Origin of the sequence: Rhizobium sp. CF142, assembly GCF_000281145.1 — a bacterium.
Lineage (GTDB): Bacteria > Pseudomonadota > Alphaproteobacteria > Rhizobiales > Rhizobiaceae > Rhizobium.
In genome coordinates this window covers 1-26,014 of sequence record NZ_AJWE01000086.1, presented here as the reverse complement: position 1 = coordinate 26,014, position 26,014 = coordinate 1, and the positions used below count along the sequence as shown (strand labels likewise).

Here is a 26,014-nt window from a genome sequence, read left to right as displayed (position 1 = left end):
TTTTTCGGTCGCGTGTGGAGCGCTGTGAGGATCACCCGGGTGCCCTGGCAAATCCATCGGCATCGCAACACTCAAAAGGCGCCCTTCAGAGCCTCCATCACCACCCTGATGGCGGGCACGTCCCTGATCTCGGCGTGGACCACCAGCCACACCTCCCGCGTCAGAGGATCTTCATCCTCGATACGCTCCAGCCCTGTGATGCCCTGCGCCGCGAAATCCGGCAACAGCACGACGCCGCCGCCGAGCCTTGCGGCGGCTGCCTGAAACTCCAGAACGGAGGAGCGGATCGCGATCGGCCGGCCGGCGGCGAGTTCGAAAAGGCGCAGTTGCTGCGGCGAGGCGTTCATGCCCTCGTCATAGCCGATGAAGGTCCATTGCGCCTCCGGCACGCTTTCGAGATAGGTCTTCGATGCATAGAGGTGGAAGGCCATTTCCGCGACCTTGGTGATGGCATAATCGCCATCTTCGGGTCGTGACATGCGCACGGCGATATCCGCCTCCCGGCGGTTCAGCGAGGCGAGGCGCTTTTCGCCCACAAGCGTGATCTCTATGCCAGGATATTCTCGCCTGACGGCGGCGACGGGTTTTGCGAGAAGCACGCTCGAGAGCGCTGGCGGGGCGCTGATGCGCACGTGGCCGCGCGTCTCCGTGGCGCTCGCCCGGCCGAGCTGCTCGATAACAGCCATCTGTTGGGCTGCAAGGGCGGCGTGTCCGGCAACCTGTTCGCCATCGGCGGTCAGGACGATGCGCCGCCCGCGGCGATCGATAAGCTTGCGGCCGAGGCCTTTCTCAAGGGCGCTGACGCGCCGGCTGATCGTCGCGTGCTCGACGCCGATCTGCCTTGCCGCGCCGAGAAAGGTTCCCGCCTGGGCCAGCGCCAGGAAATGCCTCAGGTCGTCCCAGTCTAATTGTGTGAATTCCTTCCCAATCATTGGGCGACAATAGGGAATTTTCACACATGAGGCTACCGGCTAATTTGCTCGCATCAAAGTTGCTCCATCGAGGAAATCGACCGATGCCCGACCAGATCGTCCTGCTGAATGCCCCCGGCGACGTCACCCAGTTCCGACTGCAGGATCAGCCGTCAGAGTCCCCCGGCGCCGACGAAATCAAGATCCGCCATCAGGCCGTCGGCACCAATTTCCTCGATATCTATCACCGCAAGGGGATCTACGCGCTGCCATCCTATCCCGCCGTCATCGGCGTGGAGGCCGCGGGCGTAATCGAAGCGATCGGCGCCGATGTCTCCGGCTTCAAACCGGGGGATCGTGTCGTCTATGCCGGCCCGCCGGCCGGCGCCTATGCCTCGACCCGCATCATTGCGGCTGAGCGGGTGATTGCGCTTCCCGATGCGGTCTCGGCAAAAGTGGCCGCAAGCTCGCTGCTCAAGGGCATGACGGCCTATATGCTCCTGAAAAAGGTCACCAATGTCGGGCAGGGCAGTACGGTGCTGATCCATGCCGCCGCCGGCGGGCTCGGCAGCATTCTCGTGCGCTCAGCGAAATCGCTCGGCGCCACCGTCATCGGCACGGTCGGCTCGCCCGAAAAGGCGGCGCTTGCGACCTCCTACGGCGCCGATCACCTGATCGTCGGGCGAGGGGCCGATATCGTGGCCGAGGTCAAGCGGCTGACCGGCGGGAACGGCGCCGATGTCGCCTATGACGGTATTGGCGGCGACATGCTGTTGAAGAGCATCCGCGCCGTGCGCCCCTTCGGTACCGCCATCACCATCGGCCAGGCGGCCGGCCCCATCCCGCCCGTTGCCGTGGAAGAGCTTCGGCCCGGCAAGTCGCTCTCGCATCCGAGCATCATGGCCTGGTGCGCCGATATCGGCCGGTACCGCGAGGCCGCAGAGGCTGCGATCGCCGCCATGGAGCGGGGCATCGTCTGCGAGATCGCCGGCGAATACAGGCTGGCGGACGTGGCAAAAGCGCATGAGGAGATGGAGACGGGGCGGTCGGCCGGGAGTATCCTGCTGCTACCGTGATCGACTGGCGGCGCGGTGCTCGGCGGGCAGGGTGAAGACCCCTCCCCACAGGTGGGGGGCTTAACCTGCCGCGCCGCTTCCCCATATTCGACGGCGCGGAAGGTGCGAGGCGGTGCCTCCGGGTTAGCCCCTCCCACCTGTGGGGAGGGGTTGGGGAGGGGTCTTTTTTGCCGGCAACGCGGGCTATAGGCGGCTTGCGAAGTTTCTCAGGAGCGCCAGACCTTCCGACCAATCGCCGAGTTCGCTTTGGCCGTTGATGTGGCCCGCCGCACCGATCACCTTTAATTCGCTTCCCCATTGCTCTGCCTGCGTCTCGACATAGGGCAACGAACCATAGGGATCATCGGTGCTTGCCACGATGAGAGAGGGAAATCGAAAGCGCTTCCGGGGTACCTCTGCGAAGCTTGCCGCCTGCACGGGAAAAGCCGCAGATGCCGGATCCGGCACGGCCACCAGCATTGCCCCCTTGATCGGCAGATCGGAAACCTCATGCCAATGTGCGACGAGCAGGCAGGCGAGGCTATGAGCCACGAGAACGGGTGGCGTTTGCGCGGCACGCACGGCTTGCTCCAGCGCCGCGATCCAGTCGGAAAGATCTGGCTCGTCCCAGCTTGCAGGGGCGAAACGGCGGATGGAGGGATCGGCGCTCTCCCAGCGGCTTTGCCAATGGAACTCGCCGGAATTGCCGATACCCGGCAGATGAATGAATTCGGTCATGCTTCGCCTCTCGTGGTTATGGCATCAACATGACCGTTTACTCAGCGAGGATAAATTGGCATTCATCGGAGAAGTTCACCGCAAACCGATGGATTCAAAGTCAATGGTGAAACATTTCGATAGTCGCGCCGAACTCGATCCAACCGACATTTCCATGATCGAAATCTTGCAGGGCGACGGGCGCATCAGCGTTTCCGAACTTGGAAGAAGAGTTGGCCTCTCGCAGCCGGCAGCGTCGGAACGCCTGAAGCGGCTTGAAGAACGCGGCATCATCAGCGGCTATAAAGCTGTCATCGATCCTGCTTCGATAGGGCTTGGAATGATGGCGATTATCCGCCTGCGGACCACGCATGAATATATCAAGACCTGCTTGAAGCAGTTTTCGGAAATGCCTGAAGTCATTGAGGTTCTCAGGTTGACGGGAGAAGACTGCTTCCACCTGAAAGTCATCGTGCCGTCGCCGGCAGAGCTGGAAAGCATCGTCGATGCCGTTGCCCGCTACGGCTCGGTCAACACTGCGATCGTTTTACGCAGCGAGCCCTCCAAACCTATCGGACGGGAGCTCATCGTGAAGGGCTGATTTCGCGGTCATCGCGATAGAGGTGCCGTGGCGGAAGCTGGGGCGATGGCGCGACGAGAGCTTCGTTGCCAGGCTCAAACAGCGGCGTCGTATCGCAACGCGATACGACAAACTCGCCGTTAGCTTCGTGGGTCTCATCAAGCTTGCAAGCATGATGATCCGGCTTGCATGATGAATTCGTCAGGACAGCCTAATTGGATTTGACCGTCTTGCTCGCGATCAGCATCACGAGCTCTTCGGAGGCATCGGCAAGCGCCAGTGCCAGTTCCGCTGCTGACCATCCGTGTTTCTGCAGATTGGTGAGCATTCCCATCATTGCGATTTCGACGTCCCTTCTGCAGTTCGAAGTCTGTTTCAGTTCGATGTGGTTCTGGTCTTCCGTCGTGATCATCTTAGCCTCCGTTTGCCCCATGAGGGCCACTCGCATCAAAATTCTCCAGGTTCGATAAAATGGGGTTGCGCGTCAGCATCAGGCTCATACGCATAGACTCAAGCGCCTGAGCTTGCGCGCAACCCCTCACTTCGTCTCACCTGGCCTTGCCAAGTTCGCCTCAATCCTCCCCCAGTTGAGTGATCAAGGAAGCCTCCATAGCCGGTTATAAGTATTCTTTTTGGCGGCTGCGGGTTGTGTGACGAAGGGTCTCTGCAACAGGCCGAAGCCTATGCAGAGTGCGCACGAATATTTCCCGGACAGTTCACGACTGTCCCCGTGTATTCTCATGTTTTTTCTTGAGTTCTTGCCGCTTCACCTGGAATTTCTCCGTTTCTACGGGGCGCTGGCAGGTGAAATATTCTGGTCTATTCCGTCCTCAGTGGGAATTGACCGTGCTTATTTAAATACAGCCATGGGACGCAATTGTCGTTATCCGCGCGTCCTGAAAATTATCGTTCCGTACATTTCTGATCCAAAGGGATTATGATAAACAACTTATGGAGGTGTCTGCTCGCCGATTCCCGGCTAGGGCGGTTTCCGGCGGCGATTTTGCCGCAAAAGCGATTGTTCGCTCTCAATTTCAACGGCCCGGTCGGATCGGTTGGCACGCTGGAGGGATTGGATGGCTACGGGTTCTGGATCTGGAGATGACCCCGCTGCGGGGCAGGCATGGCCGGCCCACCTGGAGCGGCGACGCTGGCCGCGCGAACCAGCCACGGAGAAGGAGCGACGCCAGGATGTTGCGCCTGCGCTGGTGCCCCTGCGTTTCTCGACTGGGGATTTGCCGGCGAAAGACCAGTTCCAGGCCTGGCGTGCGCATATGGCGCCGCTCGTGGATGTGCATCTGCCGGATGGAAAATCACCCGAAGACGGGTTTCTTGCCGAACAGATCGGCTGGCATCTCGGCAGCATGCTCATCGTCCAGCAGCACACGCAGGCGCATAGCTATATCCGCGATCAATCCATGCTCCGTTCGAGCCCGATAGACCATTGGAACGTCGGCCTGCTTCGCAGCGGCCGGATCTGGACCGAGGTCAGCCGTCACGTCACGGAAACCGGTGCCGGCGAGGTATTCTTCAGATCTCTCAGCTATCCCTATCGCGGGCGCATGACCGATTGCGTCACCGTGCTCGTCTTCCTGCCCTATGAATTGCTGGCCGTGGATGCAAGCATCCTCCAGGGTGCCAACAATACGCTTCTGTCCGGTAGCCTGGCTGAATTGCTCGTCAGCTATATCGCCGGCCTGGAAACGAAGCTGGGCAGTCTGACCGCTGGGGAGGTGCCGCGGATCATACAAACGATCGCCGATATGGTCGTTGCATGTGCTGCCTCGTCCATGAGGTCGGATACGGGACAAACGCAGACCGGCATGGGAGTGATGGAACGGGCGCATCGCTACATTCACCTCAACCTGCAAACAGACAATCTGACGCCCGACGCCATCTGCCGCGCCCTGGGCATCTCGCGCACGCGGCTCTACCAGCTGTTCGAAGCAAGCGGCGGGGTGCTGAACTATATCCGCAAGCGGCGGCTGCTGCAGGCCTATGCGGATCTCAGCAACCCGGCCGACAACAGGCCGATCTCCGAGATTGCGGAGGCCGCCGGTTTCGCCGTCGCCGCCAATTTTACACGCGCCTTCAGCCACGAATTCGGACTGAGTCCACGTGAAATCCGAAGAACCGTGGCAACTGAGCGCCCGGCCGTCCCGGCTCAGCGCTCCACGCGGCATCATGGGACAACAATCGGCGATTGGCTGACGCTTGCAGGCTGATCCGGTCTCATGGCGGCAGCTTTGCCTCAGCCATGCCTGACACAAAGCTGCCGCTCAATCGTCAGCAAATTGCCCCGCCACCGCCGCATCGTGCCCTCTTGACGGTCCATCGTTGCGACCTCGCCAGCCTCCAGCGGCTGAGCGATCGACCGAGGCGGTCCTGCTGCCGATCAAATCATGCACGTGAAAAGGAATGACTATGATCACTCGTTACACACCCGTCGCAACGATGACCGCTGCGGTCTTCAGCCTGCTTGCTTTCAGCCCGGCATCCGCCGTGGACATGGCCCAGGCGCAACAGCAGCCGCCGGCGCAGAGCCAGGCGCCGATGCAGGGGCAGGCCGGCGACAATGGTGCAGCCGCCCCCGTCAGCGATCAGAAAATCGAGGCCTTTGCCGTCGCCTATCTGCAGGTCGACAAGGTCAGGAAGGAATATTCGGCCAAAATCGGCGCGACGAAGGACGAGGCTGCGAAGCAAAAGCTCCAGGAAGAAGCCAAGAAGCAGATGGTCGACACCGTCGAAGCCTCCAACGACATCTCTGTCGAGGAATACTCGTCGATCCTGACGGCCGCACAGAGCGACCCGGCTCTCGCCAAGAAGGTTCTGGAAAAGATCGGCACCCCGCCGGCGCAGCAGCAGCAATAGGGCTGCGCGCTTCTGCATAATCCTTAAATCGGAGAGGATTAGGTTGAGGAGTACAGCTCGGTCACTGGGTCAAGGTCAGCGCCATCCTGGCCTGGTTCCCCCGATCGCCGGTGAGGGGCGCGCTTTGCGCCTTTGGTTGTCATGATCCGCGGCCTACATCGCGTCAAACAAAGGGAGGAGCTACATTCCTGCCTGGCGGCCTAAGAACAGCGGTTACAGACTATCCAGGTCGTGATCGATATGGTTGCCGGGCGGATGTTCACGCGCGCCGCGTCTTATATCAATCAGGAAACGGTCATGTAGTGCCGCAAGGTGAGAAACTGTTTCAAGCCGATTTTCCTGGCGAGTGAGATAGAGGCAATATTGTCCCTCTGCACCTGGTAGCGTGACATGAGCTGCCGTTCTGCAAGTACAGCATGGGCGGTTCTGACGACTCGCGCGGCGTAACCGTGGCCGCGATGTTGTTCTAATGTCAGGACGCTTCCCACTTCCCAGACATGCTCGAAGTTTTGGAAGGCCAGGCAGAAGGAAACGGGCGCATCGGCGCGGCTGATCGAACAGAAGAAGGCCCTGTCTGTGGCCAGAAGTTTCTCTATCCATACCCGCTCCTGGCCCTGGCTTTCGGCGAGCGCCATCAGCGCTTCCGTCGGTGCGCGGTCGATTGTCGCTTCCGGGTCGCGCTCGAAAGGTGAGTGAGCAGTATAAGAATGGAAAGCGGCTGTTTGCCTGAGTGAAAAGCGTGTCGCGACGGCGGCGCGATCTTCCTCGCTTGAAAGTTTGAATACGACGCTCCCGTCGCACGGCACGAAATCAAGCAGGCGCCGGGTCAAAGCCTCGCTGTCGCTGCTGACGAGAACGACATGCTTGGAGGAAGGATACATTTCCCGGTCGTAGGCGCTGGCGCTCGCGTCCAGAATGACGATGAAGGCTTTATCCTGGCCGTGGGAAATCCCGTATGCAACGGTTCGCTCGGGGTACATCAGCAGATATTTCAAGAGAACGACGTTGCGGAGCGCTTGTTGCCCCAATGCAGCAACAAGATTCCCTCGATCCATCATATCGAACATCCAGCTGGCTCCCGAGGCCGGTTCAAACATAACTGCCGAATTCAGCACGACCGTCCGGGCGGTCAAGTGAATTTCGTGGGCCGTAGGCTTATCCGTAAAGGGTCGTCGGGGCGCATAGGGTTCAGAGGTGCCATGGTCCAAACCGGAGCATTGAACTAGTGTTCGGAATCAAGAGTTCGAAACGGGAGAATTTTCGAATGGACGATGGCTGGAAGGTGGTTGAATCCAGGACGATCCTGCAGGATCGGTGGCTGAATTTGCGAGCCGATGACTGCCTGACTCCAGGCGGTGTGACGATTTCTCCCTATTACGTGATGTCCTATCCCGACTGGATCAACATTGTTGCGATCACCCCGGACGATCGCCTTTTGCTTGTTCGCCAATATCGACATGCGGCGGGCAAGTTCTTCCTGGAAATACCGGGAGGTGGCCTTGATGAGCGGGACGCGGATAGCGAAAAGGCAGCCCGTCGCGAACTGGAAGAGGAAACCGGCTACATTGCCCAAAACTGGCAATTGATCAGCACTCTTTATCCAAACCCGTCCTCCCACACGAACCGTCTTCACACCTATCTCGCAACCGGCGCCGAGCAAAAATATCAGCAACGCCTCGATGCCGGCGAGGAGGGCCTGACCGTTCATGCCCTTCCCATTGCGGAGGTGCTGGATGGATTACAAGCCGGCTTGATCGGGCAGGCTCTTCACGTGTCCTCCATCCTCCTGGCGCTCCGGGTTGCCGGGCGGTTGGGATAATAGTCGAGGCGCGGTAGTACGAGATGGTAAGCTCGGAGAACGGGTCTTGCGATGGTCGCCAGTCAGAGGCTTTGCGGACTGGTCCCCTTCGCAACACTATCGATGTAATGATCGAGATGGTTCTTCCACAGCGCCGGCTTGAACATTAAGGCATGGCCCGCGGCGGCGGCAACGAATTTCCCCTGTCCGCCCGCCGACAGGAACCTTTCGAAATTTCCCCGGCAGTGCTCTATCCGATAATACTGGTCGTGACTGCCGTGCAACCAAAGCGTCGAAATTCCGGCTGGCGCTCCACGTTCGAAGATGGCCGGGTTGACGATTTCATGACTGGCGCACCCTCTGCCGAGCCAGCCGCCGTTGAAATTGACGGCGCCGCGGAATGTGGCCGGGCGCATGCCCGCATAGGCGATCGACAGGATGCCGCCGCGGGAGACTCCTGCGATGACAAGCCGGCTCTGATCCACATCGGACCGCGCGCGCAGATGACGCACGACAGCATCCACATCCTCGACGGCTCGCTCGAAGCCCGCAATCGCAATGTCGATATTGCAGGAATAACCGGAGCAATCGGGAGCAAGTCCCTCGCCATAATGTCCGCCTGATTTGCCTCTCCCCCGGCGTTGCGGAAACAGGATCATCCAGCCCCGTTCGACGAAATAGTTTGCCACGACTGCCGGAGACACCGTCCTCGTGTAGAGGGACTTATTGTGGCCTCGTCCGGTAGAACCATGGTTGAAAACAATCGTTGGATACGGTCCTTCGTGCCGAGGCTTGGCTGCGACAATTTCCAATCGGGCATCTGCCTCGCTGGAGGGTATGAAGAATTTCTCAAACTTGGTGAGATCTGCCGCCATTGGATTCGCGCCCGATTTCCGGTGTCGCAAAACTCCCACAAGCCGTTCGAAAACTCCAAATGAATTTCGCAAGATAGAAGCTGAAGCTCGAGTTTTCCGACGGTCTGCGGGAGCAGAAGCTTCTTTGCTGCAGGCCATGTGAGACGTCGATTTCATGAGCCGGGTCTGCTATCGATCGGCGGTTGTTGAGTCCCCGCATCCATGGTCCGTCTTCTCGTCACATATATGGAACAGCTTGCGCCTCCGCCTGGGCCTGCGCTGTCGTCTCCGCTTGCGGCCGCCGGCATCGCTAGGGAGTGTCCCGATGCGGACGATTATCTCAGCCTCTATCGATCCGTCGGCATGCCCCTGCAATGGGACGAGCGTCTGCGGATGACGCGGGAAGGGCTTCTGGCGTTCCTGGGCAACGGTTCCACAGCGCTCTACATTTTGCGGCACGGCGGACGATCGGTTGGGCTGTGCGAATTCGAGGGCGTCGGCGAAAGGGATGTAGAGCTAAAGCACTTCGGCCTGATCCCCGAGGTCCAGGGCCGTCGTCTCGGACCCTATCTCTTGGATTGGTCGCTGCGAGCGATATGGAGCCATCGGCCTGAGCGCGTGTGGCTCCACACGGATACCTGGGATCATCCGAAGGCCAAAGCCACCTACAAGCGCATCGGCTTCAAGGCCTATGCCGAAGTCTGGGAAGAGTTTGCGGACTGATCCCGCGTCGCAAGCCATCGCATGCACCGGCAACCGGGGCAGGGTGCGTGCTCCATGGAAGAGCACGCACAGCATCAATCGTCAATCAGCGGAAACCGCCGGCGGCGACCAGTCGTTCGCCAGTCAGCCAACCGGCATCGTCAGAAGCGAGGAAGGTCGCGATCGTGCCGATGTCCTTCGGCTGGCCGATGCGCCCGAGCGGGGTCTGGGCGACCGCGTTGTGCTCGAAATCCGATCCCATGACGCCTGCGGTGTGCGTGCCTTCGGTCTCGACAATGCCAGGGAGGATGGCGTTGACGCGGATCTTGCGCGGGCCAAGCTCCTTGGCGAGCACGCCGGTGATGGCGTCCACGGCTCCCTTGGTGCCGCTATAGACGGCCGAGGCAGGGGGAGTGAGGCTCGTTACCACGGACGAGATGTTGATGACGCTGCCGCCCTCGCCAATGTGCTTGACCGCGGCCTGGGTGGTCAGCAGCAGGCCGAGCACGTTCACGTTGAACTGGCGGTGATAGTGTTCCTCGGTGATCTCTTCGATCGCGCCGAATTCGTAGACGCCGGAATTATTGACCAGCACGTCGAGACGGCCGAATTCCCTGACTGCGGCGTCGATCAACCCTTGCGCCTGTTGCGCCTTCGAAACATCGCCCTGTACCGCGACTGCCTTGCCGCCGGCGGCAGTGATCGCCTCGACGACGGCATCTGCACCCGCCTTGCTCGAGGCGTAGTTCACCACCACTTTTGCACCCTCTGCGGCGAGTGACTTGGCAATCGCAGCGCCGATCCCCTTGGAGGCTCCCGTCACGACGGCGACTTTTCCAGCAAGCTTAGACATATCAATTCCTTTCGACCTGGATTGCCGCCGGGGTTGACGGCATTGTTCCATAGTTCAGAAATTCGGAACTGTTGATCTCGATTTCAAGTAGCCCTATATAAAATTCATGAGACCGCTTTTTCACCCAGCCGTGGAGGACTTGAAGCCGGAGGCGATCCTGTATGCGCTCTCCGATCGCGAGCGCGTGGCGATCTTCGCGCAGATCGCGGGCCTCGGCTCCAGCGGCACATGCACCGCGCTTTCCAATCTGGGCGGGCGCGTCATTCCCAAATCATCGCTGTCGCAGCATATGAAAGTGCTGCGTGAGGCCGGCCTTATCCGCGGCGAGCGTCATGGCGTGGAGATGCGGAACCACTCGCGCTGCCAGGAAGTGGACGCACGATTCCCCGGTCTTATCGCGGCCATTCTCGGTGCTTATGGGCGGCCTCCGGAGGAAACGAACGCAAGGTGAGCGCGACGGGAGGTTGCGGCGGTCGCCAGACGGTCAAGGTGTGACGTGCGCGCCTGCGAAAGTCTCAAGGTCCACCTCCTGGCCTTCGTCACTGATTACTACTTTGCCAAACACCTCGAGGCGCTGCGGTGCGGAGCTCGATCAGGCAATCTGCGGCGCTTGGACATTGCCGAGATTGGGGTTTAGACCGCCTGCCATGTCTAAAGGTGTCCGAGTGAGGCGAGCAGGTCGGCTGCGGCGGCAAGGTCGGGCGTTTCGAACCCTTCGGTGAATTCGTTATAAGTAGGTTGCAACATCTTGCGTGCATCATGCGTTCGCGACGAGGCACGCCAGAGCTTTGCGAGATCGCAGGCCGATCGCAATCGCCACGACAACGCGCCGATTTCCTGGGCCAGCGCGATCGACTCGATGAGGAGCGTCTCCGCCTCATCAGGCCGGACCTCGGCCATTAGAATTGAGGCCCGGATGCGTAGAAGCTCGGGGACGCACCACTGCTCGTTCTGCGCATGGGCGCAATCGAGCGCTTCCTGGATAGTGGTGGCGGCATCCACCAGGCGGCCGCACTTGGCTAATGCGTCCGCAAAACCGCCGAGATAGAAGGGGAACCGCGCCAGGTGCCTTATGGCGCGAAACTCCCCGACAACTTGCTCGAGCAGACCCAGTCCTTCGGCCGCCGTGTGGTCCTGAGCGCATGCCACTGCACCGCGACAGAAGATTGCAACCGGCCGCCAGATGACGATGCCATGCCGTATGATTTGCTCGTCGAGCATCGCGGCAAAGCGGCCGCATTCTTGGTAACGCCTGCTCATGAGGAAGGTTAAGCTGGCCCATGCGAGTGCATTACTCAGCGAAAGCTCATGCCCGGTCTTTCGCCCGAGCGCGATTGTCACCTCCGCAGTACGCGCGGCTGTGTCGGGTAGACCCGTGAGCCACTGGATGTGCGACAGGATATTCCCGACGTCGACATTCCTGTCGTACAGGAAACGTGCGAACCGCGGATCGTTGGAGTCTTTCAAATAGTTGCCGTAAAAACGCTCAATCCGTTGCCGAGCGTCTTCAAGTCGGCCGATGAATAAGTCGGCTACGGCCAAGTGCGTTTCGCCCGCCGGCAACGCGGAAGGGTCCGCAGCGGCGGCGATTGAAACGAAGGTCTCAAGCGTTCCTATCCCGGCATCGTGTTCGCCGCCGAACAACTGATATGTAGCGATCATCCGCAGACAACGGAGTTGATGGTCGACGTCGCCGATCCGAACGGCAATTTTCAACGCCCGTCGCATAGCGTCCATTGCCTCGGGTATGGCGCCACGCATGAACATCGTCGCGCCTGCGAACGACACCTGAAGCTGCATCTCGGCCGCCGTTCCGACAAGTCCCGCTGCATCCAGTTCCTCGAGCGCCCGCGCTACGCGAACGCGGCATTCTTCGGTAAGAGAGAAGTGGTTCCAGAGCAGGCATCCCGCGACAGAGAGCCGGATGCACAGCGATCTATCCGCGGCAGCCCTTCCGGTCCAGTCCAGCGCCGAGCGCAGGTCGTCGAGCGCGCCTCCATAGGCATGTGCCCAATCCGGGGCCGGCATTTGGGTCCATTCGCTCGCTGCGTGCTCCAGAACCGCACAAATATGCACCGCGTGCCGACGGCGGACTACCTCTTCCTCGCCGCTCAGCTGCAGCCGTTCGAGACAGTATCCGCGCGTCGTCTCCAAGAGGCGATAGGCAAGCTTGTCGGCAACGACATCCACTGAAAGCAGAGATTTTGCGACCAGGTTGGCCACGGCATCGATTACCCGCACTCGTTCGAGACCGTCACCGGCGACGGCGCAGGCTGCTTCGAGACTGAACGAACCGGAAAAGACCGACAGTCGGCGCATGACTGCGCATTCGCTCTGCGAGAGAATATCGTAGCTCCAGTCGATCATTGCCGTCAGCGTTCGATGGCGCTCGGGGCTGACGCGATGCCCACTCAACAAGCGAAATCGACCGTCCAGATGCGCGAGCAATCCGTCCGTGCCGAAGGAATCGACCCGCGTCGCCGCAAGTTCAATCGCCAAAGCGAGACCATCGAGCCGCCGGCAAATTTCCGTGATCGTCAGCGCGTTGGTGTCGCTGAGCTGGAACGACTCAAGCCTGTCCGTTGCGCGATCTACAAAGAGTTGAATGGCGGGATACCTGAGCGCTTCCGCAGCTTTCAGGTCAGACGACGCGGGTGGCGCGTCCAACCCCGACAGCCTGCGGACGCGTTCGCCTCTCACACCGAGCGGCTCTCGGCTGGTGGCGAGAATCCTGATGCCCGGCGCTTCGGCCAGGATCCGATCCGCACAGAAGGCCGCCGCTTCAATGATGTGCTCGCAGTTATCGAACACGAGGAGCATCTCGCAATCGCGGAGATAGCTGCCTAATGCAGCGAGCATATTCGCAGAGTGCGTTGCCAGACCGATTGCAGCCGCGACGGCATAGGGCACGAGCGACGAATCCTTCAACGGCGCCAGATCGATCAGCCAGACACCGTCTCTAAACACCCCGATCGTCTGCTCGGCGACGGCCAGCGCAACCGTCGTCTTTCCGATGCCACCGGCACCGACAACCGACACCAACCGGGATGAATTCAACTCGCGTCGAACGGTTTCAATCGCATCGGCCCTCCCGAAGACCGTCGTTGTCGCGATCGGTAAATTGTGGCTGCGCATTCTCGCGGCCGTTAACGGTGGCGCGAAGCCAAACAATCTGACGACCTCGACTGGCGCAATAAACCGATAGCCCCGCCCGGTAACCGTCGCTATATATTGCGCCGTCCCAGCGCCATCGCCGAGGGCTCGCCTCAAGGCAGCCATGTTGACCTTAAGGTTTCCATCATCGACAACGACGTCCGGCCAGACGCGCGTGATCAATTCGCGCTTGTTCACGAGTTCCCCTGGGCGCTCGACCAGTGTCGTCAGGATGTCCAGGGCGCGGCCTCCTATCCGAACAGGGGCATCGCCTTGCAAGAGCAACTGGCGCTCGGGAATGAGCACGAAAGGCCCAAAGGAGAAGGACCGGGAAAGCCGCTCGGCAACGTCGCTCGTCACAATCTTTTCCCTCAAGATTCCTTCTTACCGAACAAACTTTGATAGCAGTCTGCTGACCAGCCACCGAAGCGAAAAGGGCAGCGTCCAATTACGGGGCTGCTTATGAGGCTATCTGCGCGCCCGCTGGAATGTTGGCACAAAGCAGCGGACACCCGCGAGCCGCTCAAACGGATCGCGGCGCGGTACTCAGATGAATCTTGTCGAACGCGAAACCCGGCGCACTCGGACGATCATAAATAAATTGCGAATAATCAATCTATGATAATCGTTCTCGGCCAGTATTGCGAGCACCCCAGGCAATCCCGCGCCGGTTCGGGCAGAACTGATTCAGTTAGCGACGAAGGCCCAAGGCTTTCGGCCGGGACATCAGGCGAGATATCAGCCGCGCCGGCGCCTGTTGGAGTGGGACAAGCTGGTAAGAAGGTCGTCGTCGGAGTTCATTACCAAATTTTACCATGATTAACCGGCGGCACGCGGCATTCCATGTAAACTCGCTGCGTGAGTAAAGATCCAGGTGCCCGACGCATGGATCGTCTCTGGTGGCGGATGGCCGCTTACAACGTGCGGCAGCCCAGGCGGCCGAGCATTTGAAGAAGTCATTTAAGGAATTCAGCACCTCAGGGAGCGGCTATGGGTCTAGTGGCACCAGGCGGCGATGGTGAGGTTGCGGTCGCATGAGGCGTGGATCGGTACAGGATCGCCGAGCATGCGGCGAATGATAGCGAAGCGCAAAAGCGCCAGGCCACGGAATTAGTTAGCGGCCAGGCAGTGATGCTGTCGCATTGGTGCGAGGTGACCACCTCCATCGAGACGGCGGACGCCGCCTTCAAGCCGCATCCTCGACTGAATCATTTTCAAGGGGAAAGCCATGACAAAACACGTCTTGTTCATCGTCACCAACGCACCCGTGATCGGCCCGCAAAATCGCAAGACCGGCTTCTTTTTCGCCGAGGTCGCTCATCCTTTCGATGTGCTCGACAAGGCCGGGATCGCAGTCGAGTTTGCCTCACCCGCCGGGGGATGGACGCCGTACGACGCCTACGACGAGAAGGACCCTGCTCAGAAGGGATTTATCGAGAGCAAGGCCTTTCGTCGCCTCAATCACAGCCGCAAGTTATCTGAGGTGGACGCCGCGGATTACGATGCCATCCTGATCCCCGGCGGCCTCGGGCCGATGGTCGACATCCAGCGCAATTCCGATGTCCAGAAGGCTGTCGTGCGCGCCTGGAGCACGGGCAAGCTCGTGAGCGCTGTTTGTCACGGCCCGTGCTCATTGCTTGGCGTGGACCTCGGTGACGGCACTCCGTTCGTGCGTGGCAAGAGGCTCACATCCTTCTCGAAGAAAGAGGAATATGACTATGCACGAGACGACGTACCCTACGAACTCGAGGACGCGTTGAGGGCGGAAGGCGCCGAGTACTCGTCTGCGTCCAACTGGGAACCTCACGTTGTCGTTGATGGCCGCCTCATCACCGGCCAGAATCCCGCGTCGGCGGGACCGCTCGCAAAACAGCTGCTCGCCGCTCTGAACGAGCTGGCGTAAGTCTTTGAGCAACCCGGGCATGTCGTCGCGACCCGCCCTCTTGCAGGCAGGGGCCGACATTGCGCGGCTCGCGCCTCAGATAGGTACGAACCATGTCCGCTCACGTGAAGATCGTAGGTATCCTGACTGCGCGCCCTGGCAAGGCATCCGAACTCGGAGCGTTTCTCTCGGCAATGCGAGTACGCAGCCGGGCCGAGTCCGGAAATCTGCGGTGGGATATCTGGCGAGACAAGGCCAATCCTGACCGCTTCGTGCTCGATGAACTTTATGTCGACGAAGCGGCTGTCGCCGCGCATCGCGATACTGCGCACTTCAAGGACTATGCTGCAGGGATCGGCGATCTCGCCGACCGAACACCGATCACTCTCGACCCGGTCGAGGTCGATTAACCCACGGGAGAGACTGCGATGAAAAGCGCGATAACGGGATTGCTCACTGTCATGATCACCGCCGCTTCCGCCGTCGTCGGCCACGCAGCCGACAAGCCTGTGTCCATCGTGCTGGTGCACGGCGCGTTCGTCGATGCCTCGGGGTGGCAGGAGGTCCACGATGTCCTTTCTGCCGACGGCTACGAGGTACTGGCCGTCCAGAATCCGACGATTACCCTGCAGGGTGACGTCGACGCCACCAGGCGGGTCATCGCCCGAGCCAGCAAACCGGTCGTCCTGGTAGGCCATTCTTATGGCGGGGCCGTTATTACCGAGGCCGGCAGCCTGCCCAAGGTCAAGAGCCTGGTTTACCTGGCGGCATTCGCACCTGAAGCAGGCGAGTCGGTCTACGACATCGCCACGGCGCCGACGCCGGGCGAAGACAAGGCGCCGCTGCTTCCGCCAAGCGACGGGTTCCTATTGGTAGACTCGGCGAAGTTCCCGACGTCCTTCGCAGCCGACGTCGATCCCGTCAAGACCAGGTTCATGGCCGAGTCTCAGGTTCCCTGGGGGCTCGGTGCTGTAGAGGCCAAAGTCACCGCGCCGGCGTGGAAGGACAAGCCCACCTACTTCATGGTCACAAAGAACGACCACATGATCCCGCCCAGCCAGCAGCGTTCTATGGCAGCGCGTGCCGGCGCCAAGGTCATTGAAATCAACTCCAGCCACGCCGTTATGCTTTCGCATCCCCAGGACGTGGTGGATTTTATCGCCAGCGCGGCCGTGCCGTCGAACTGAGACAACGCGCCCATACCGTCTTAACGCCCTTACGAAGAGTGCCGGAAGGATTGAGCAGAATATTGCGGTTGCAGAGGCAGCCGTCGACGAAGCCAAGATTATCGAGGAGAGGAGAAACCCATGAGAGCCGCGCGCATACTCCAATATCACAAGCCGCTCGTCCTGGAAGACATAGCGGTTCCCGATATCAACGCGGACGAAGTTCTGGTCAAGGTTGCGGCATGCGGGATGTGCCGCTCCGACGTTCTTCTGGTCGACGGATTTTTCCAGAACTACGGCGATATTCCCCCGCCGGTCATCCCGGGCCATGAGATCACCGGCACGATCGAGAAGATTGGCGGCGTCGTTTCAAAATCCGCGGGGCTCGAAGAAGGTGATCATGTCGTGGTCGCGCCCGGATGGGGCGATGGCGTATGTCGCCATTGTCAGGTCGGCAACACGCATATCTGCGCCAACGTGCGTTGGCCCGGCTTCGGCACCTATGGCGGCTTTGCGGAATATATTCCCGTTCCGGCACGCTATGTGATCAAGGTCGCGAAGCATTTGAAATTTGAAGAGCTTGCTCCACTCACCGATGCCGGATTGACGCCCTATCGCGGCATCAAGAAGATCCGCGATGCCGGCGGCCTCGGACCTGATCGGGTGATCGGCGTGTTCGGCATCGGCGGCCTCGGTGCCTATGCGGTCCAATATGCCAAGCTGCTTGGCGCTGGTGCGGCCGTCGTTGCATTCGCCCGCAATCCGGACAAGCTGGCCATCGCAAAGAGCTATGGAGCCGACCACATCATCGATATCAAGGGCAGGTCCACCGGCGATATCGGCAAGGAGCTCAAGAAGGCCACCGGGCAGGACAAGCTCGATGCGATCATCGATTGCGCCGGCGCGCGGGAGATGATGCAACTGGGTTTCGCCTTGTTGGCGATCAGTGGCCACTATGCAGATGTCGGCTTCATCGCCGATCGCATCGACATTCCGTTGTTCCCACGAGTCTCCGGCGAGCAGACATTTCATGGGTCTTTCTGGGGCAATAACGCCGACCTCAGCGAGGTGATGGCGCTCGCCGCCGCAGGCAAGATCCAACACACTATCAAGACAATCAGTTTCGATGAGATCAACGAATATCTCGATCTCCAGCGGGACAATAAAGTTGTCGGGCGGGCAGTCGTGAAGTTCTGATGCCGTCAAGTCCCGACGGCATCGCGGTCGCGCCGGAACCTGTGAATTGGCGAGTGTACGACGCGGATCGAGGCTGGCACTTATCAATGCAGCCGCCGAGCGGTGCAGCACAGGAGTTTGAACATGTTCCAAAAGGCCTTCGAACCGCAATGCAAGGCGGTGGCAATCCATTGCACGGATGCGGCGCAACACCGGCGTCGCGGTTTGACGCTGTTTGCGCTGGCGCTTGGGAGCTTCTGCATCGGGACGTCCGAATTCGCCAGCATGGGCGTTCTGCAGCTCTTTGCCGAAAGCCTCGATATCAGCATACCGGTGGCAACAAATGCGATCACGGCCTATGCGTTCGGGGTGGTGATCGGTGCCCCTCTTGTCACGCTCGCTGCCGCCCGACTTAACCGGAAGAGCCTGCTTCTGGCATTGCTCGGCCTTTTCATCGTCGGCAATGTGCTTTCCGCGCTTGCCGCCAATCTCGGCATGTTCGCGCTCGCCCGTTTCATTAGCGGTATGCCCCAAGGCGCTTATTTCGGTGCCGGCGCCGTCGTCGCCTCCTATATCGTGGGGCCCGGACATGGCGGCAAGGCCTTTGCGCTCGTGATGACCGGACTGACCGTTGCCACAATTATCGGTTCGCCGATCGCCACCTTCCTCGGCCAGAACCTCGGCTGGCGGAACACCTATTTCGCCGTTGCCGGCACGGGTGTGTTGGCGCTTCTGGCCCTTTGGGCATGGGTGCCGCGGACCGAGGCGCTGGACGGCGGGCCGATCGCACAGGAACTGAGTTCGCTCCGCCGAGGCTCTGTCTGGATCATGATGCTTGTCGCCGCCTTGGGCGTGGCGAGCATCTTCGCCGTCTACACGTTCATCGGACCGTTCGTGACCGATGTCGCAGTCATAGACAGGGCATGGATCCCGCTGGCGCTGGCTCTCTTCGGTATCGGCATGACGGCAGGGAACCTTATCGGCGGACGTATCGCCGACAGCCATCCTTCGCGGGGGCTCGTCGTCGGCTTCGGCAGTGCGCTCATCGTACTGGCGGTCCTCGCATCATCAGGAGGAAATGTCGCGCTGCTGATGATCGGCCTCTTCGGTGTCGGCACTACGATGATGATTGCTATCCCTACGATCCAAGTAAGATTGACAAGCTTTGCGCCGGAAGCGCCAACTTTGATGGGCGCCATGAACCTGGCAGCCCTCAACGTCGCCAACGCCATCGGCGCCTGGGCCGGCGGAGCGGCGATCGCGGCCGGATTCGGTCTTCTCTCGGCGGTCTGGGCCGGGTTCCTCTTGACGCTTCTTGGCCTAGTCGTCTTTGCAATCACGCTGCCGCGCGCGCCTCAACTCGCTGCTGCGTGAGGCGGCAACGTACAGTTCAGGAATCGATGGAGATCGAAGCGTGGCTGTCGAGAGCAGCAGAAATCGGTTTTCGAAGTGTGGGACCGCCCGGCTCCTAGACGACGAGGTCAACCAAACTGTTCGAGATCAGTTCCCGTACAGCGTGAAGGTCGGTCGCTATGCATTCGCACAGGCCGGAAATATCTCGACCAGGCTGAACGAGGTCCGGTACCATGATGGTCATAGCTCCCGCACTTGACGCAGAAAGAACCCCGTTGCGGGAGTCTTCAAGTGCAACGCAATCACCAATGGGCAAGCCTAATCGCTCGGCGGCCAGCAGATATGGGGCGGGATGCGGTTTTCCCGCGATATAATCGCCATGTGCAACGATGGTTTCAAAACGACCTTGCAGGCCGGCTACAGAGAGGTGTGCCTCTACCAGAACCCGATTTGAAGAGGTGACAATAGCCGAACGTATCTGTTCTGTTTCGAGGAGAGAGAGAATTTCCGGCAAGCCCGGCTTCGTTCGCAAATCCGTTTGAGCCATCTGTTCAAACAGCTCCGAAGCATGCTTCCAGAAATCCTCCAGAGGAGCGTCCTTTCCGAACCGGGCCAACAAAAGTTCGCGAACAGCAGGAGCCGGCAAACCAATTGTTTCAAGATAGACCGACTGAGGCAATTGAAAACCGGCGTGCCGCGCAGCCGCTATCGTCGCGTCGCGATACAGAGCTTCGGTGTCGAAAATCACCCCGTCCATGTCGAACAGGACGGCTTGGGGGATACGGGGCAGGCGCTTCATCTATGGACCTGACAAGAGCGAGGCTTCCTTGGCCGCATCCGTATTGCCACGACGGCCATGAAAACACGACGGCGATGTCAGCTTCGGGCCAGGATTGACACCTAACTGGCCATGGACCGGTTCAGCCAGTCTGCGAACCTGACAGGACCAACATGGGCGAGGTGAAGCGGCAGCAATGTGTCGTCGTTCAGTTCGACGCCATAGTAGCGCGCGGTCTCGTCGGTGATCACCGGGCGCATGTCTTCGTTGGCTGCGACAAGCATGCGGGCGATTTCATCGAGGGGGAACTGCTCCGGGCCTGCTATTTCCACCGTATCGTTCACCGGAGGTTCCAACGCCAGCCGGGTGAGCACGTCAGCGACGTCGTCGGCAGCTATGGGCCGCACGGAGGCGGAGGGAAGCCGGATACCGTCATCGCCTGCCGCCATGTCGATCACGCCGCTGATGAACTCGAAGAATTGCGTCGAGTGGACAAGCGTATAGGGCCGCCGGGCCGCCTTGATCAGGTTCTCCTGCACCATCTTTGCGCGGAAGTAGTCGCTCTCGACGAGGCGAGGGGTCCCGACGATCGACAGGGCGAGATAGTGGCCGACCCCCGCATCTGCGGAGGCGGCCAGCAGATTTCGGGTGGAGGTCCTGAAGAACTCCAATGCGGAATTGTCTCCGAAGGATGCCGCGTTCGTGACGTCGATGACGGCGTCCGCGCCCGTGAGCGAGGTTCTCAGGCCCTCCCTCGTCACGCTGTTCACCCCGAAAGTGGGGGATGCAAGGACGACTTCGGCGCCTGCCTGCCTGAGGCTTTCAACGAGGCGCGTTCCGATGCGCCCGCTCGCTCCCATGACCGTTACTTTCATCGATCCGCTCCGTGTTTTCGCCCCGAGCCTCAATCGCAACGATCAAAAGCCGGGACGATGCCGGCACAGGTTCGGCCGGCACCGCAAAATTCGAGACGAGCACGCTGGTTCATCATCGGCGCTTGGGGCCTGATGTCATTTTACCGGCATCACCACCGGAGCGCCCTTTTTCTTGACCAGCACGACGATGAACTTCGCCGGTTTCGTCTTGCTCGCGTTACGGCTGATCAGGTGAATGTCGGAAGGGCCCTCGTAGAACGTATCGCCTGGAGACAAGGTCACTTCCTTTTCTCCTTTGACCTGCATCACGATCGAGCCCTCCAGAACGTAGACGAAGGCGTCCGCCTCGTGCTTGTGAATCGGGGAGGAGCCTCCCGGCCCGTAATCGACCGAGATCATGAGCCCCTCCTTGCCCGGATAATCCGGAAGGTCCTTGCTCATGAGCGATGTTACTTTTGCAGTGTCCTCGGCGGCAGCAGCCAAAGTGCCGGAGAGACAGAGGCTGGCTGACACCAGCAATGCGGATAGGGCAGAATTCATTGTCGTAACCCTCTTCGTTGCCGTGTGAAAATGCGTTTCGAGCCTGCAAACCATTGAAAGATCACGTTGCCCGGTTGCCAAGGGGCTCAAGCCGCCTCGGCTATTGGGACAGGCGAAACCAGTCCGCAAAGCCGATCTTGCCGAGCCGCGCACCCTCGCCGGGCACGAGCGAGCGATCATCCAGCTCAGACCCGAAATAGCGCGCGTGAACATCGGCCTCGACGGTGCGAGGATCGTTGATCGCCTTCAGATAACGGCCGATGATCTCATTCATGGGAAAGCGCTCCGGACCTGCAATTTCGATCATCCCGTTGACCGGCCTCGCAAGGGCAACGTCCGCCACGATGTCGGCAACGTCGTCTGACGCTATGGGTTGGAAGGCTGCAGGAGAGAGCCGGGCGACAGTCCCGACGGTCGCTTCATCGGCGATGCCCTTCAAGAACTCCATGAACTGGGTCGAATGAATGATCGTGTACGGGATCGGCGATCCCTTGATGAGCCTCTCCTGGGCAAGTTTGGCCCTGAAATAGCCGTTCTCCGGCAGCCGTTCCGATCCGACGATGGAGAGCGCGATATGGTGTTTTACGCCGGCGTCGCGTTCTGCGGCGAGCAGATTGCGGCCCGATGTTTTGAAGAAGTCCAGGACCGCCTGGTCTTCCCAGGAAGGTGAGTTTGCAAGATCGACGACCACTTCCGCCCCGGCCAGCGCGCTCGCCAGTCCTTCCCCGGTAATGGTGTTGACGCCGGTTTTCGGGGATGCGGCCAGCACCTCGTGGCCCTTGTCGCGCAGACGCGCTGCAGTCTTCGTTCCGATGAGGCCGGTGCCTCCGATAAGGACGATTTTCATAACGGTTCTCCTCCCGCGACCCTCTTGGGCCGGAGTTCCAGGCTACGATCGCGAAAGCCGACACAGCCGCGAGAAATTCCATGCTTGGATTAAGTGAAACACATCGACTGTCGTCGCCACGGTCGGCTTCGGCCGAGGGGCGATCTCGCATCGCGGGGGTATATTGTTCCCATATGCGATCAGGGGCAACCATAATTGGCAAAACGCAAAGGCGCTCTGCCAGCAACATCGCTAACGCAGCGTCCGGTCCCCTTGCATGCCGCTCATCCCTGCGCTATACACTGAACCATATGGTTCAGTATTCGAAAGCCCGCCTCGATGCCTCGTTTGCCGCGCTCTCGGACGCCACACGACGCGGCGTTCTGGAGCAGCTCGGACGTGCGGACGCGTCGATCACGGACCTTGCCGAGAAGTTCCAGATGACGCTGACGGGCATGAAGAAGCACGTCGGCGTCTTGGAGCAGGCGGGGCTCGTCACCACGGAGAAGGTCGGGCGCGTGCGCACCTGCAAGCTCGGTGTGCGCCGACTTGAGGAAGAGGCGGCATGGATCCAGGCGTACCGTCAGCTCTGGGACGCACGCTTCGACGAACTGGACAAGGTTATCGAGGAACTGAAACGGAAGGAGAAGGACGATGGAGAGTAAGCCTACCCCCATGAAGAACCCCACGACGGTGGAACGGACGTCCGAGCGTGAGCTCGTCGTTACCAGAACCTTCAACGGCCCGGCACATATCGTGTTTCAAGCGTGGACCAGGCCCGAGCTGTTCATGCGGTGGTGGGCGCCGAAGTCGATGGGAGTGCCGCTGCTTTCCTGCGACATGGATGTTCGCGTCGGAGGTGGCTACCGTGTTGCGTTTGGCCACGATGCCTCGAGCGCCATGGAATTCTTCGGCAAGTATCTCGAAGTGATACCGAACGCGCGCCTGGTCTGGACGAATGAGGAGAGTGACGACGCTGCCATCACCACGGTGACCTTCGAGGAAAAAGACGGCAAGACACTGCTGGTCCTGCACGAACTCTATCCCTCGAAGGAAGCGTTCGACGCCAATTCCGGGGCGGAGGGCGGGTTGCCCGAGCAGTTCGAGCAACTGGACGAGCTTCTCGTTGCCCTCGGGGTGGGAGGGGCATGACGTCGTCGCCGATCTCGCGGACGGCGCGGCGAAGGCTGAGACTGTGCAGTCCAGCCTGACGACCGACGCCTTGTAAATTTCAGGGCCGCCGCTGCGCAGCTACTTTTTCGGCGGCTCGAACAATTCGATGGCATTGCCCGAGGGGTCGTCTACAAGGATCTGCTTGCCGCCAAATCCGGTGACGATGTCGTTGCGAAATCTGGCACCTGATGTCCGCAGGCGTTCGACCTCGTCTTCGATATTTTCTACCTCTATCTGGATGCGGTTCCATCCGCCGGGCTCAGGCCGGCGTCCATCCGGCATGGGCTGAGAGGCGCCGCCTGGCCCCGTCGTGCCGTTCACGAGCAGGCGAAGATCGCCTCTGGTGAGCATGGCGAAGCTCGGAGCCGGATGCATGGTGAGCGCGAAGCCGAGCGACTGCGTATAGAACGCAATCGCCGCATCGACGTCGTCGACGATATAACGAACGCTGACAGTGGCCATATCAGTTCCTCCTTCGGATAGCGGCCTTCCTGAATTGCTTGCGCCTGCGAGCTGACGAAACGGCTGCCTGGCTATTTTCAGGTTTGCTTTGCGATAGGGTCTGGCGTTCTGGAAATAGTGCACTCGTGCGGTGGGACCACGGGCGATCTTCCTGCATTCTACAGGGGACCAAGGAAGCTCCCGAATTATGTGGCAAATACCACCAGGTTGGTGAGCGCACATGGCGCTGCCGGGGGTGGCAATTAACCGGTATCATGGAGCAGGTGCCCGACCAGGTGCGTCGTGCCGCCAATCCCATTTCCGATTATCTGTGGTTTAAACCATCATTTCGTCGGCGATGCGCTGGTGGTCGTTGGGAGCGATGTAGCGATAAAGTTTCCAAATTGGGAATCTTGGACTTGTTTCCAGATTGGGAACACATTAGATAGGAGTGAGAATGAATGTTATCGCCAAGTCCGCCTTGGTCAATTTTTGGAATTCCTTGCCGAAAGGGGCGCCCAGAGAGACTGCTGAAGCTGCGATGACGGAATGGTATGCCACCGCGTCCAAAGCGAATTGGAGCAATTTCAGTGAGTTGAAGAAGACCTTCAACTCGGCCGATATTGTCGCAGGCAACAAGGTTATTTTCGACGTTGGCGGCAACAAGTATCGCATCGTGGGGCTGGTTGCGTTTCGATCAAAACGGATTTTCGTCCTGTTTGTCGGGACACATGCCGAATACGATGCGATCGACGTGAAAGAACTCTGACGCGAAAGGAGATCGATATGTTGAATTTGAAAGCTTTTCGAACGCTTCAGAGTGAAGACGAATATAATGCCGCGTTGAAGGAAGTCCGGCCGTATTTCGAGGACGAACCCGACGAAGGCTCCGATGAAGCTGCTCATTTTGACGCGCTCGTCCTTTTGATCGAACAGTATGAAGCCAGACACTACCCAATCCCGACTGCGAGCCCGGTTGAGGTGATCAAGTCGGTGATGGCTGCGAACAATTACAGTCGCGCCGACCTGGTGGCAGTCATCGGCTCCAAAGCGCGAGCGGCTGATCTTCTGAACGGCAGACGGGAAATCAATCTGGATCAGATTCGGAAGCTCAGTAAGGAATGGAATATTCCCGCTGGTTCACTGATTGGCGACGTTGCTGCTTGAAGGACGGTTCTTCGATCCAGGCTGTGAACGAGGTCCATCACCTTCGCTCGCTTGTCTCCAATGCCGGAATGTGATGGATTGAACAGGGTGAAATCCGGGCTTTCGCCGCGAGCACCCAACTCACAGGTGCGGTTGTATGCGCAAACTGGCTGCCGTTCTCTGTATCGATGTCGCCGGCTACAGCAAGCTGATGGGACGCGATGAGGCTGGCACGCTCTCCCGCGTCAAGGCGACGTTTGCGGCATTTGATCCTGCATTAGCGCGTTACCATGGCCGCATCGTCAAGCTGATGGGCGACGGTGCTCTCATCGAGTTCGCGAGCGCAGTCGATGCGGCAGTGTGCGCCATTGCGCTTCAAGGCGTTGCTTCGGCAACCGATCCGGCGCTTCGCTTTCGCATGGGGCTCAATCTGGGAGATGTGATCGTCGATGATGGCGATCTCTTCGGGGAGGGGGTCAATATCGCAGCGCGGCTGCAGGCGCTCGCCCAGCCGGGCGGTATTGTGCTCTCCGAAACGGTGCGCGAACACGTGGCGGGAAAATTGAATGTCGCGCTTGAAGACCTCGGGACGATCTCGCTCAAGAACATCGAGCGCCCCATCCGTGCCTTTGCCATCCAGGGGGAGGCGCCGGCACAGACTTCCGCCAGCCGCGAGCGGATCGGCATCTGCGTCCTGCCTTTCGCCAATATCGGCGGTGACCCGGAGCAGGATTATTTCAGCGCAGGCGTTACCGAGGACATCATCATCGACCTGAGCAAGCTCTCGTCCCTGACGGTCGTTTCCCGCGCGACGTCGTTCAGCATCAAGGCTCAGAGCGCGCGTGCAATCGCCCAGCAGCTCAATGTGGCCTATGTGCTCGAAGGTAACGTGCGCAAGGCAGGTGAACGAATCCGCCTCTCCGCCCAGCTGATCGACGGAGCGAATGAAACGACGGTCTGGGCTGAGCGCTTCGACCGGGACATCAAGGATGTGCTGGTGCTGCAGGCGGACCTTGCCAAATCCGTCGTCGAGGCACTCAGGCTCCGCCTCTTGCCTTCGGAGCGCCAGGCGCTGGAGCGCACGGGGCCGACCGATCCCGAGGCCTACAAGCTTTTCCTCCTGGCCCGGGAATATAATATCAGCGGCTCGGAGCGACACCTGCC

Annotated in this window: 30 protein-coding genes and 1 pseudogene; 19 read left to right on the top strand and 12 right to left on the bottom strand. The window is 60.0% G+C overall.

Annotated features, from left to right (window positions below):
• Positions 1 to 71: 71 nt before the first annotated feature.
• Entirely contained in the window at positions 72 to 932 is an 861-nt protein-coding gene (locus tag PMI11_RS16270) for a LysR family transcriptional regulator (protein ID WP_007818962.1), read from the bottom strand.
• A gap of 83 nt (positions 933 to 1,015) precedes the next feature.
• On the opposite strand from PMI11_RS16270, the gene PMI11_RS16265 reads away from it, so the two are divergent.
• Positions 1,016 to 1,987: a quinone oxidoreductase family protein gene (locus PMI11_RS16265; protein ID WP_007818961.1), complete on the top strand. Its 972-nt coding sequence runs from the start codon at positions 1,016 to 1,018 to the stop codon at positions 1,985 to 1,987.
• Positions 1,988 to 2,170: 183 nt separating this feature from the next.
• Here the strand turns inward: PMI11_RS16265 and PMI11_RS16260 are convergent, their stop codons facing one another.
• Positions 2,171 to 2,704 carry an RBBP9/YdeN family alpha/beta hydrolase gene (locus tag PMI11_RS16260; RefSeq protein WP_007818960.1) on the bottom strand — a complete coding sequence of 178 codons (534 nt, stop codon included), beginning with the start codon at positions 2,702 to 2,704 and terminating at the stop codon, positions 2,171 to 2,173.
• A 103-nt stretch (positions 2,705 to 2,807) separates the two neighbouring features.
• Here PMI11_RS16260 and PMI11_RS16255 point away from each other — a divergent pair, with 103 nt between their 5' ends.
• Both PMI11_RS16255 and PMI11_RS36510 read left to right on the top strand, forming a co-directional pair.
• A complete protein-coding gene (locus PMI11_RS16255; RefSeq protein WP_007818958.1) occupies positions 2,808 to 3,284 on the top strand; it encodes an Lrp/AsnC family transcriptional regulator in 477 nt (158 codons plus the stop codon).
• A 43-nt stretch (positions 3,285 to 3,327) separates the two neighbouring features.
• Positions 3,328 to 3,456, top strand: a pseudogene (locus PMI11_RS36510) (IS5/IS1182 family transposase); the annotation flags it as partial.
• Between the two features lie 18 nt (positions 3,457 to 3,474).
• Here PMI11_RS36510 and PMI11_RS16250 read toward each other — a convergent pair.
• A complete protein-coding gene (locus PMI11_RS16250; protein ID WP_037071528.1) occupies positions 3,475 to 3,675 on the bottom strand; it encodes a hypothetical protein in 201 nt (66 codons plus the stop codon).
• Positions 3,676 to 4,339: 664 nt separating this feature from the next.
• On the opposite strand from PMI11_RS16250, the gene PMI11_RS16245 reads away from it, so the two are divergent.
• Positions 4,340 to 5,488, top strand: coding sequence for a helix-turn-helix domain-containing protein (locus PMI11_RS16245; RefSeq protein WP_007818954.1), 1,149 nt, complete (start codon positions 4,340 to 4,342; stop codon positions 5,486 to 5,488).
• A 199-nt stretch (positions 5,489 to 5,687) separates the two neighbouring features.
• Positions 5,688 to 6,134: a DUF4168 domain-containing protein gene (locus PMI11_RS16240; RefSeq protein WP_007818952.1), complete on the top strand. Its 447-nt coding sequence runs from the start codon at positions 5,688 to 5,690 to the stop codon at positions 6,132 to 6,134.
• A 284-nt stretch (positions 6,135 to 6,418) separates the two neighbouring features.
• On the opposite strand, the gene PMI11_RS16235 is transcribed toward PMI11_RS16240, so the two are convergent.
• Positions 6,419 to 7,201, bottom strand: coding sequence for a GNAT family N-acetyltransferase (locus tag PMI11_RS16235; RefSeq protein WP_007818950.1), 783 nt, complete (start codon positions 7,199 to 7,201; stop codon positions 6,419 to 6,421).
• Positions 7,202 to 7,398: 197 nt separating this feature from the next.
• Between PMI11_RS16235 and PMI11_RS16230 the strand changes: the two genes are divergently transcribed.
• Positions 7,399 to 7,953 (top strand): NUDIX hydrolase, encoded by a 555-nt coding sequence (locus PMI11_RS16230; protein WP_007818948.1) that lies wholly within the window; start codon positions 7,399 to 7,401, stop codon positions 7,951 to 7,953.
• A 62-nt stretch (positions 7,954 to 8,015) separates the two neighbouring features.
• Here PMI11_RS16230 and PMI11_RS16225 read toward each other — a convergent pair whose 3' ends face one another.
• On the bottom strand, positions 8,016 to 8,963 hold the full coding sequence (locus PMI11_RS16225) for an alpha/beta hydrolase family protein (protein ID WP_244430584.1): 948 nt from the start codon (positions 8,961 to 8,963) through the stop codon (positions 8,016 to 8,018).
• Positions 8,964 to 9,008: 45 nt separating this feature from the next.
• Here PMI11_RS16225 and PMI11_RS16220 point away from each other — a divergent pair, with 45 nt between their 5' ends.
• Positions 9,009 to 9,509: a GNAT family N-acetyltransferase gene (locus PMI11_RS16220; RefSeq protein ID WP_007818944.1), complete on the top strand. Its 501-nt coding sequence runs from the start codon at positions 9,009 to 9,011 to the stop codon at positions 9,507 to 9,509.
• Between the two features lie 85 nt (positions 9,510 to 9,594).
• On the opposite strand, the gene PMI11_RS16215 is transcribed toward PMI11_RS16220, so the two are convergent.
• Entirely contained in the window at positions 9,595 to 10,341 is a 747-nt protein-coding gene (locus PMI11_RS16215) for a glucose 1-dehydrogenase (RefSeq protein WP_007818941.1), read from the bottom strand.
• Between the two features lie 106 nt (positions 10,342 to 10,447).
• Between PMI11_RS16215 and PMI11_RS16210 the strand changes: the two genes are divergently transcribed.
• Positions 10,448 to 10,792 carry a winged helix-turn-helix domain-containing protein gene (locus tag PMI11_RS16210; RefSeq protein WP_007818939.1) on the top strand — a complete coding sequence of 115 codons (345 nt, stop codon included), beginning with the start codon at positions 10,448 to 10,450 and terminating at the stop codon, positions 10,790 to 10,792.
• Positions 10,793 to 10,992: 200 nt separating this feature from the next.
• Here the strand turns inward: PMI11_RS16210 and PMI11_RS16205 are convergent, their stop codons facing one another.
• Complete coding sequence (locus PMI11_RS16205) at positions 10,993 to 13,854, bottom strand: ATP-binding protein (RefSeq protein WP_007818937.1); 2,862 nt, start codon at positions 13,852 to 13,854, stop codon at positions 10,993 to 10,995.
• Positions 13,855 to 14,722: 868 nt separating this feature from the next.
• Here PMI11_RS16205 and PMI11_RS16200 point away from each other — a divergent pair.
• The 5 genes from PMI11_RS16200 to PMI11_RS16180 all read left to right on the top strand — a co-directional run bounded on the left by PMI11_RS16200 (position 14,723) and on the right by PMI11_RS16180 (position 19,092).
• Positions 14,723 to 15,397 (top strand): type 1 glutamine amidotransferase domain-containing protein, encoded by a 675-nt coding sequence (locus tag PMI11_RS16200; RefSeq protein WP_007818936.1) that lies wholly within the window; start codon positions 14,723 to 14,725, stop codon positions 15,395 to 15,397.
• Positions 15,398 to 15,489: 92 nt separating this feature from the next.
• Positions 15,490 to 15,786, top strand: coding sequence for a putative quinol monooxygenase (locus PMI11_RS16195; protein ID WP_007818933.1), 297 nt, complete (start codon positions 15,490 to 15,492; stop codon positions 15,784 to 15,786).
• Positions 15,787 to 15,837: 51 nt separating this feature from the next.
• Positions 15,838 to 16,563: an alpha/beta hydrolase gene (locus PMI11_RS16190; RefSeq protein ID WP_037071541.1), complete on the top strand. Its 726-nt coding sequence runs from the start codon at positions 15,838 to 15,840 to the stop codon at positions 16,561 to 16,563.
• Between the two features lie 120 nt (positions 16,564 to 16,683).
• Positions 16,684 to 17,739, top strand: a complete 1,056-nt coding sequence (locus PMI11_RS16185; protein WP_007818929.1) for an NAD(P)-dependent alcohol dehydrogenase — start codon at positions 16,684 to 16,686, stop codon at positions 17,737 to 17,739.
• A gap of 123 nt (positions 17,740 to 17,862) precedes the next feature.
• Complete coding sequence (locus PMI11_RS16180) at positions 17,863 to 19,092, top strand: MFS transporter (RefSeq protein WP_007818927.1); 1,230 nt, start codon at positions 17,863 to 17,865, stop codon at positions 19,090 to 19,092.
• Between the two features lie 94 nt (positions 19,093 to 19,186).
• Here the strand turns inward: PMI11_RS16180 and PMI11_RS16175 are convergent, their stop codons facing one another.
• The 3 genes from PMI11_RS16175 to PMI11_RS16165 form a co-directional block, all read right to left on the bottom strand.
• Positions 19,187 to 19,870 (bottom strand): HAD family hydrolase, encoded by a 684-nt coding sequence (locus PMI11_RS16175; protein WP_007818925.1) that lies wholly within the window; start codon positions 19,868 to 19,870, stop codon positions 19,187 to 19,189.
• Positions 19,871 to 19,971: 101 nt separating this feature from the next.
• Entirely contained in the window at positions 19,972 to 20,724 is a 753-nt protein-coding gene (locus PMI11_RS16170; protein WP_007818921.1) for an SDR family oxidoreductase, read from the bottom strand.
• A 135-nt stretch (positions 20,725 to 20,859) separates the two neighbouring features.
• Positions 20,860 to 21,207, bottom strand: coding sequence for a cupin domain-containing protein (locus tag PMI11_RS16165; RefSeq protein ID WP_348257843.1), 348 nt, complete (start codon positions 21,205 to 21,207; stop codon positions 20,860 to 20,862).
• Here PMI11_RS16165 and PMI11_RS38390 point away from each other — a divergent pair.
• Entirely contained in the window at positions 21,164 to 21,292 is a 129-nt protein-coding gene (locus PMI11_RS38390; RefSeq protein WP_280110102.1) for a hypothetical protein, read from the top strand. The two genes, PMI11_RS16165 and PMI11_RS38390, sit on opposite strands and share 44 nt — an antisense overlap.
• 72 nt (positions 21,293 to 21,364) lie before the next feature.
• On the opposite strand, the gene PMI11_RS16160 is transcribed toward PMI11_RS38390, so the two are convergent.
• Positions 21,365 to 22,111, bottom strand: a complete 747-nt coding sequence (locus PMI11_RS16160; protein WP_007818919.1) for an SDR family oxidoreductase — start codon at positions 22,109 to 22,111, stop codon at positions 21,365 to 21,367.
• 290 nt (positions 22,112 to 22,401) lie between these two features.
• On the opposite strand from PMI11_RS16160, the gene PMI11_RS16155 reads away from it, so the two are divergent.
• Complete coding sequence (locus PMI11_RS16155) at positions 22,402 to 22,755, top strand: ArsR/SmtB family transcription factor (protein ID WP_007818918.1); 354 nt, start codon at positions 22,402 to 22,404, stop codon at positions 22,753 to 22,755.
• Entirely contained in the window at positions 22,745 to 23,242 is a 498-nt protein-coding gene (locus tag PMI11_RS16150) for an SRPBCC family protein (RefSeq protein WP_007818917.1), read from the top strand. Before PMI11_RS16155 ends, PMI11_RS16150 begins: the two co-directional genes overlap by 11 nt.
• Before the next feature lie 99 nt (positions 23,243 to 23,341).
• Here the strand turns inward: PMI11_RS16150 and PMI11_RS16145 are convergent, their stop codons facing one another.
• Positions 23,342 to 23,725: a VOC family protein gene (locus PMI11_RS16145; protein WP_007818916.1), complete on the bottom strand. Its 384-nt coding sequence runs from the start codon at positions 23,723 to 23,725 to the stop codon at positions 23,342 to 23,344.
• Positions 23,726 to 24,161: 436 nt separating this feature from the next.
• On the opposite strand from PMI11_RS16145, the gene PMI11_RS16140 reads away from it, so the two are divergent.
• The 3 genes from PMI11_RS16140 to PMI11_RS16130 all read left to right on the top strand — a co-directional run.
• Positions 24,162 to 24,473, top strand: coding sequence for a type II toxin-antitoxin system HigB family toxin (locus tag PMI11_RS16140; RefSeq protein WP_007818915.1), 312 nt, complete (start codon positions 24,162 to 24,164; stop codon positions 24,471 to 24,473).
• 17 nt (positions 24,474 to 24,490) lie between these two features.
• Complete coding sequence (locus tag PMI11_RS16135) at positions 24,491 to 24,871, top strand: helix-turn-helix domain-containing protein (RefSeq protein ID WP_007818914.1); 381 nt, start codon at positions 24,491 to 24,493, stop codon at positions 24,869 to 24,871.
• Positions 24,872 to 25,007: 136 nt separating this feature from the next.
• Positions 25,008 to 26,014 (top strand): adenylate/guanylate cyclase domain-containing protein (locus tag PMI11_RS16130; RefSeq protein ID WP_007818913.1); only part of this gene is annotated, 1,007 nt, incomplete at its 3' end.

Coding starts and splice junctions, on each gene's coding strand:
- PMI11_RS16270 (WP_007818962.1), bottom strand. CDS start 932: ATGATTGGGAAGGAATTCACACAATTAGACTGGGACGACCTGAGGCAT.
- PMI11_RS16265 (WP_007818961.1), top strand. CDS start 1,016: ATGCCCGACCAGATCGTCCTGCTGAATGCCCCCGGCGACGTCACCCAG.
- PMI11_RS16260 (WP_007818960.1), bottom strand. CDS start 2,704: ATGACCGAATTCATTCATCTGCCGGGTATCGGCAATTCCGGCGAGTTC.
- PMI11_RS16255 (WP_007818958.1), top strand. CDS start 2,808: ATGGTGAAACATTTCGATAGTCGCGCCGAACTCGATCCAACCGACATT.
- PMI11_RS16250 (WP_037071528.1), bottom strand. CDS start 3,675: ATGATCACGACGGAAGACCAGAACCACATCGAACTGAAACAGACTTCG.
- PMI11_RS16245 (WP_007818954.1), top strand. CDS start 4,340: ATGGCTACGGGTTCTGGATCTGGAGATGACCCCGCTGCGGGGCAGGCA.
- PMI11_RS16240 (WP_007818952.1), top strand. CDS start 5,688: ATGATCACTCGTTACACACCCGTCGCAACGATGACCGCTGCGGTCTTC.
- PMI11_RS16235 (WP_007818950.1), bottom strand. CDS start 7,201: ATGTTCGATATGATGGATCGAGGGAATCTTGTTGCTGCATTGGGGCAA.
- PMI11_RS16230 (WP_007818948.1), top strand. CDS start 7,399: ATGGACGATGGCTGGAAGGTGGTTGAATCCAGGACGATCCTGCAGGAT.
- PMI11_RS16225 (WP_244430584.1), bottom strand. CDS start 8,963: ATGAAATCGACGTCTCACATGGCCTGCAGCAAAGAAGCTTCTGCTCCC.
- PMI11_RS16220 (WP_007818944.1), top strand. CDS start 9,009: ATGGTCCGTCTTCTCGTCACATATATGGAACAGCTTGCGCCTCCGCCT.
- PMI11_RS16215 (WP_007818941.1), bottom strand. CDS start 10,341: ATGTCTAAGCTTGCTGGAAAAGTCGCCGTCGTGACGGGAGCCTCCAAG.
- PMI11_RS16210 (WP_007818939.1), top strand. CDS start 10,448: ATGAGACCGCTTTTTCACCCAGCCGTGGAGGACTTGAAGCCGGAGGCG.
- PMI11_RS16200 (WP_007818936.1), top strand. CDS start 14,723: ATGACAAAACACGTCTTGTTCATCGTCACCAACGCACCCGTGATCGGC.
- PMI11_RS16195 (WP_007818933.1), top strand. CDS start 15,490: ATGTCCGCTCACGTGAAGATCGTAGGTATCCTGACTGCGCGCCCTGGC.
- PMI11_RS16190 (WP_037071541.1), top strand. CDS start 15,838: ATGATCACCGCCGCTTCCGCCGTCGTCGGCCACGCAGCCGACAAGCCT.
- PMI11_RS16185 (WP_007818929.1), top strand. CDS start 16,684: ATGAGAGCCGCGCGCATACTCCAATATCACAAGCCGCTCGTCCTGGAA.
- PMI11_RS16180 (WP_007818927.1), top strand. CDS start 17,863: ATGTTCCAAAAGGCCTTCGAACCGCAATGCAAGGCGGTGGCAATCCAT.
- PMI11_RS16175 (WP_007818925.1), bottom strand. CDS start 19,870: ATGAAGCGCCTGCCCCGTATCCCCCAAGCCGTCCTGTTCGACATGGAC.
- PMI11_RS16170 (WP_007818921.1), bottom strand. CDS start 20,724: ATGAAAGTAACGGTCATGGGAGCGAGCGGGCGCATCGGAACGCGCCTC.
- PMI11_RS38390 (WP_280110102.1), top strand. CDS start 21,164: ATGAGCGATGTTACTTTTGCAGTGTCCTCGGCGGCAGCAGCCAAAGTG.
- PMI11_RS16160 (WP_007818919.1), bottom strand. CDS start 22,111: ATGAAAATCGTCCTTATCGGAGGCACCGGCCTCATCGGAACGAAGACT.
- PMI11_RS16155 (WP_007818918.1), top strand. CDS start 22,402: ATGGTTCAGTATTCGAAAGCCCGCCTCGATGCCTCGTTTGCCGCGCTC.
- PMI11_RS16150 (WP_007818917.1), top strand. CDS start 22,745: ATGGAGAGTAAGCCTACCCCCATGAAGAACCCCACGACGGTGGAACGG.
- PMI11_RS16145 (WP_007818916.1), bottom strand. CDS start 23,725: ATGGCCACTGTCAGCGTTCGTTATATCGTCGACGACGTCGATGCGGCG.
- PMI11_RS16140 (WP_007818915.1), top strand. CDS start 24,162: ATGAATGTTATCGCCAAGTCCGCCTTGGTCAATTTTTGGAATTCCTTG.
- PMI11_RS16135 (WP_007818914.1), top strand. CDS start 24,491: ATGTTGAATTTGAAAGCTTTTCGAACGCTTCAGAGTGAAGACGAATAT.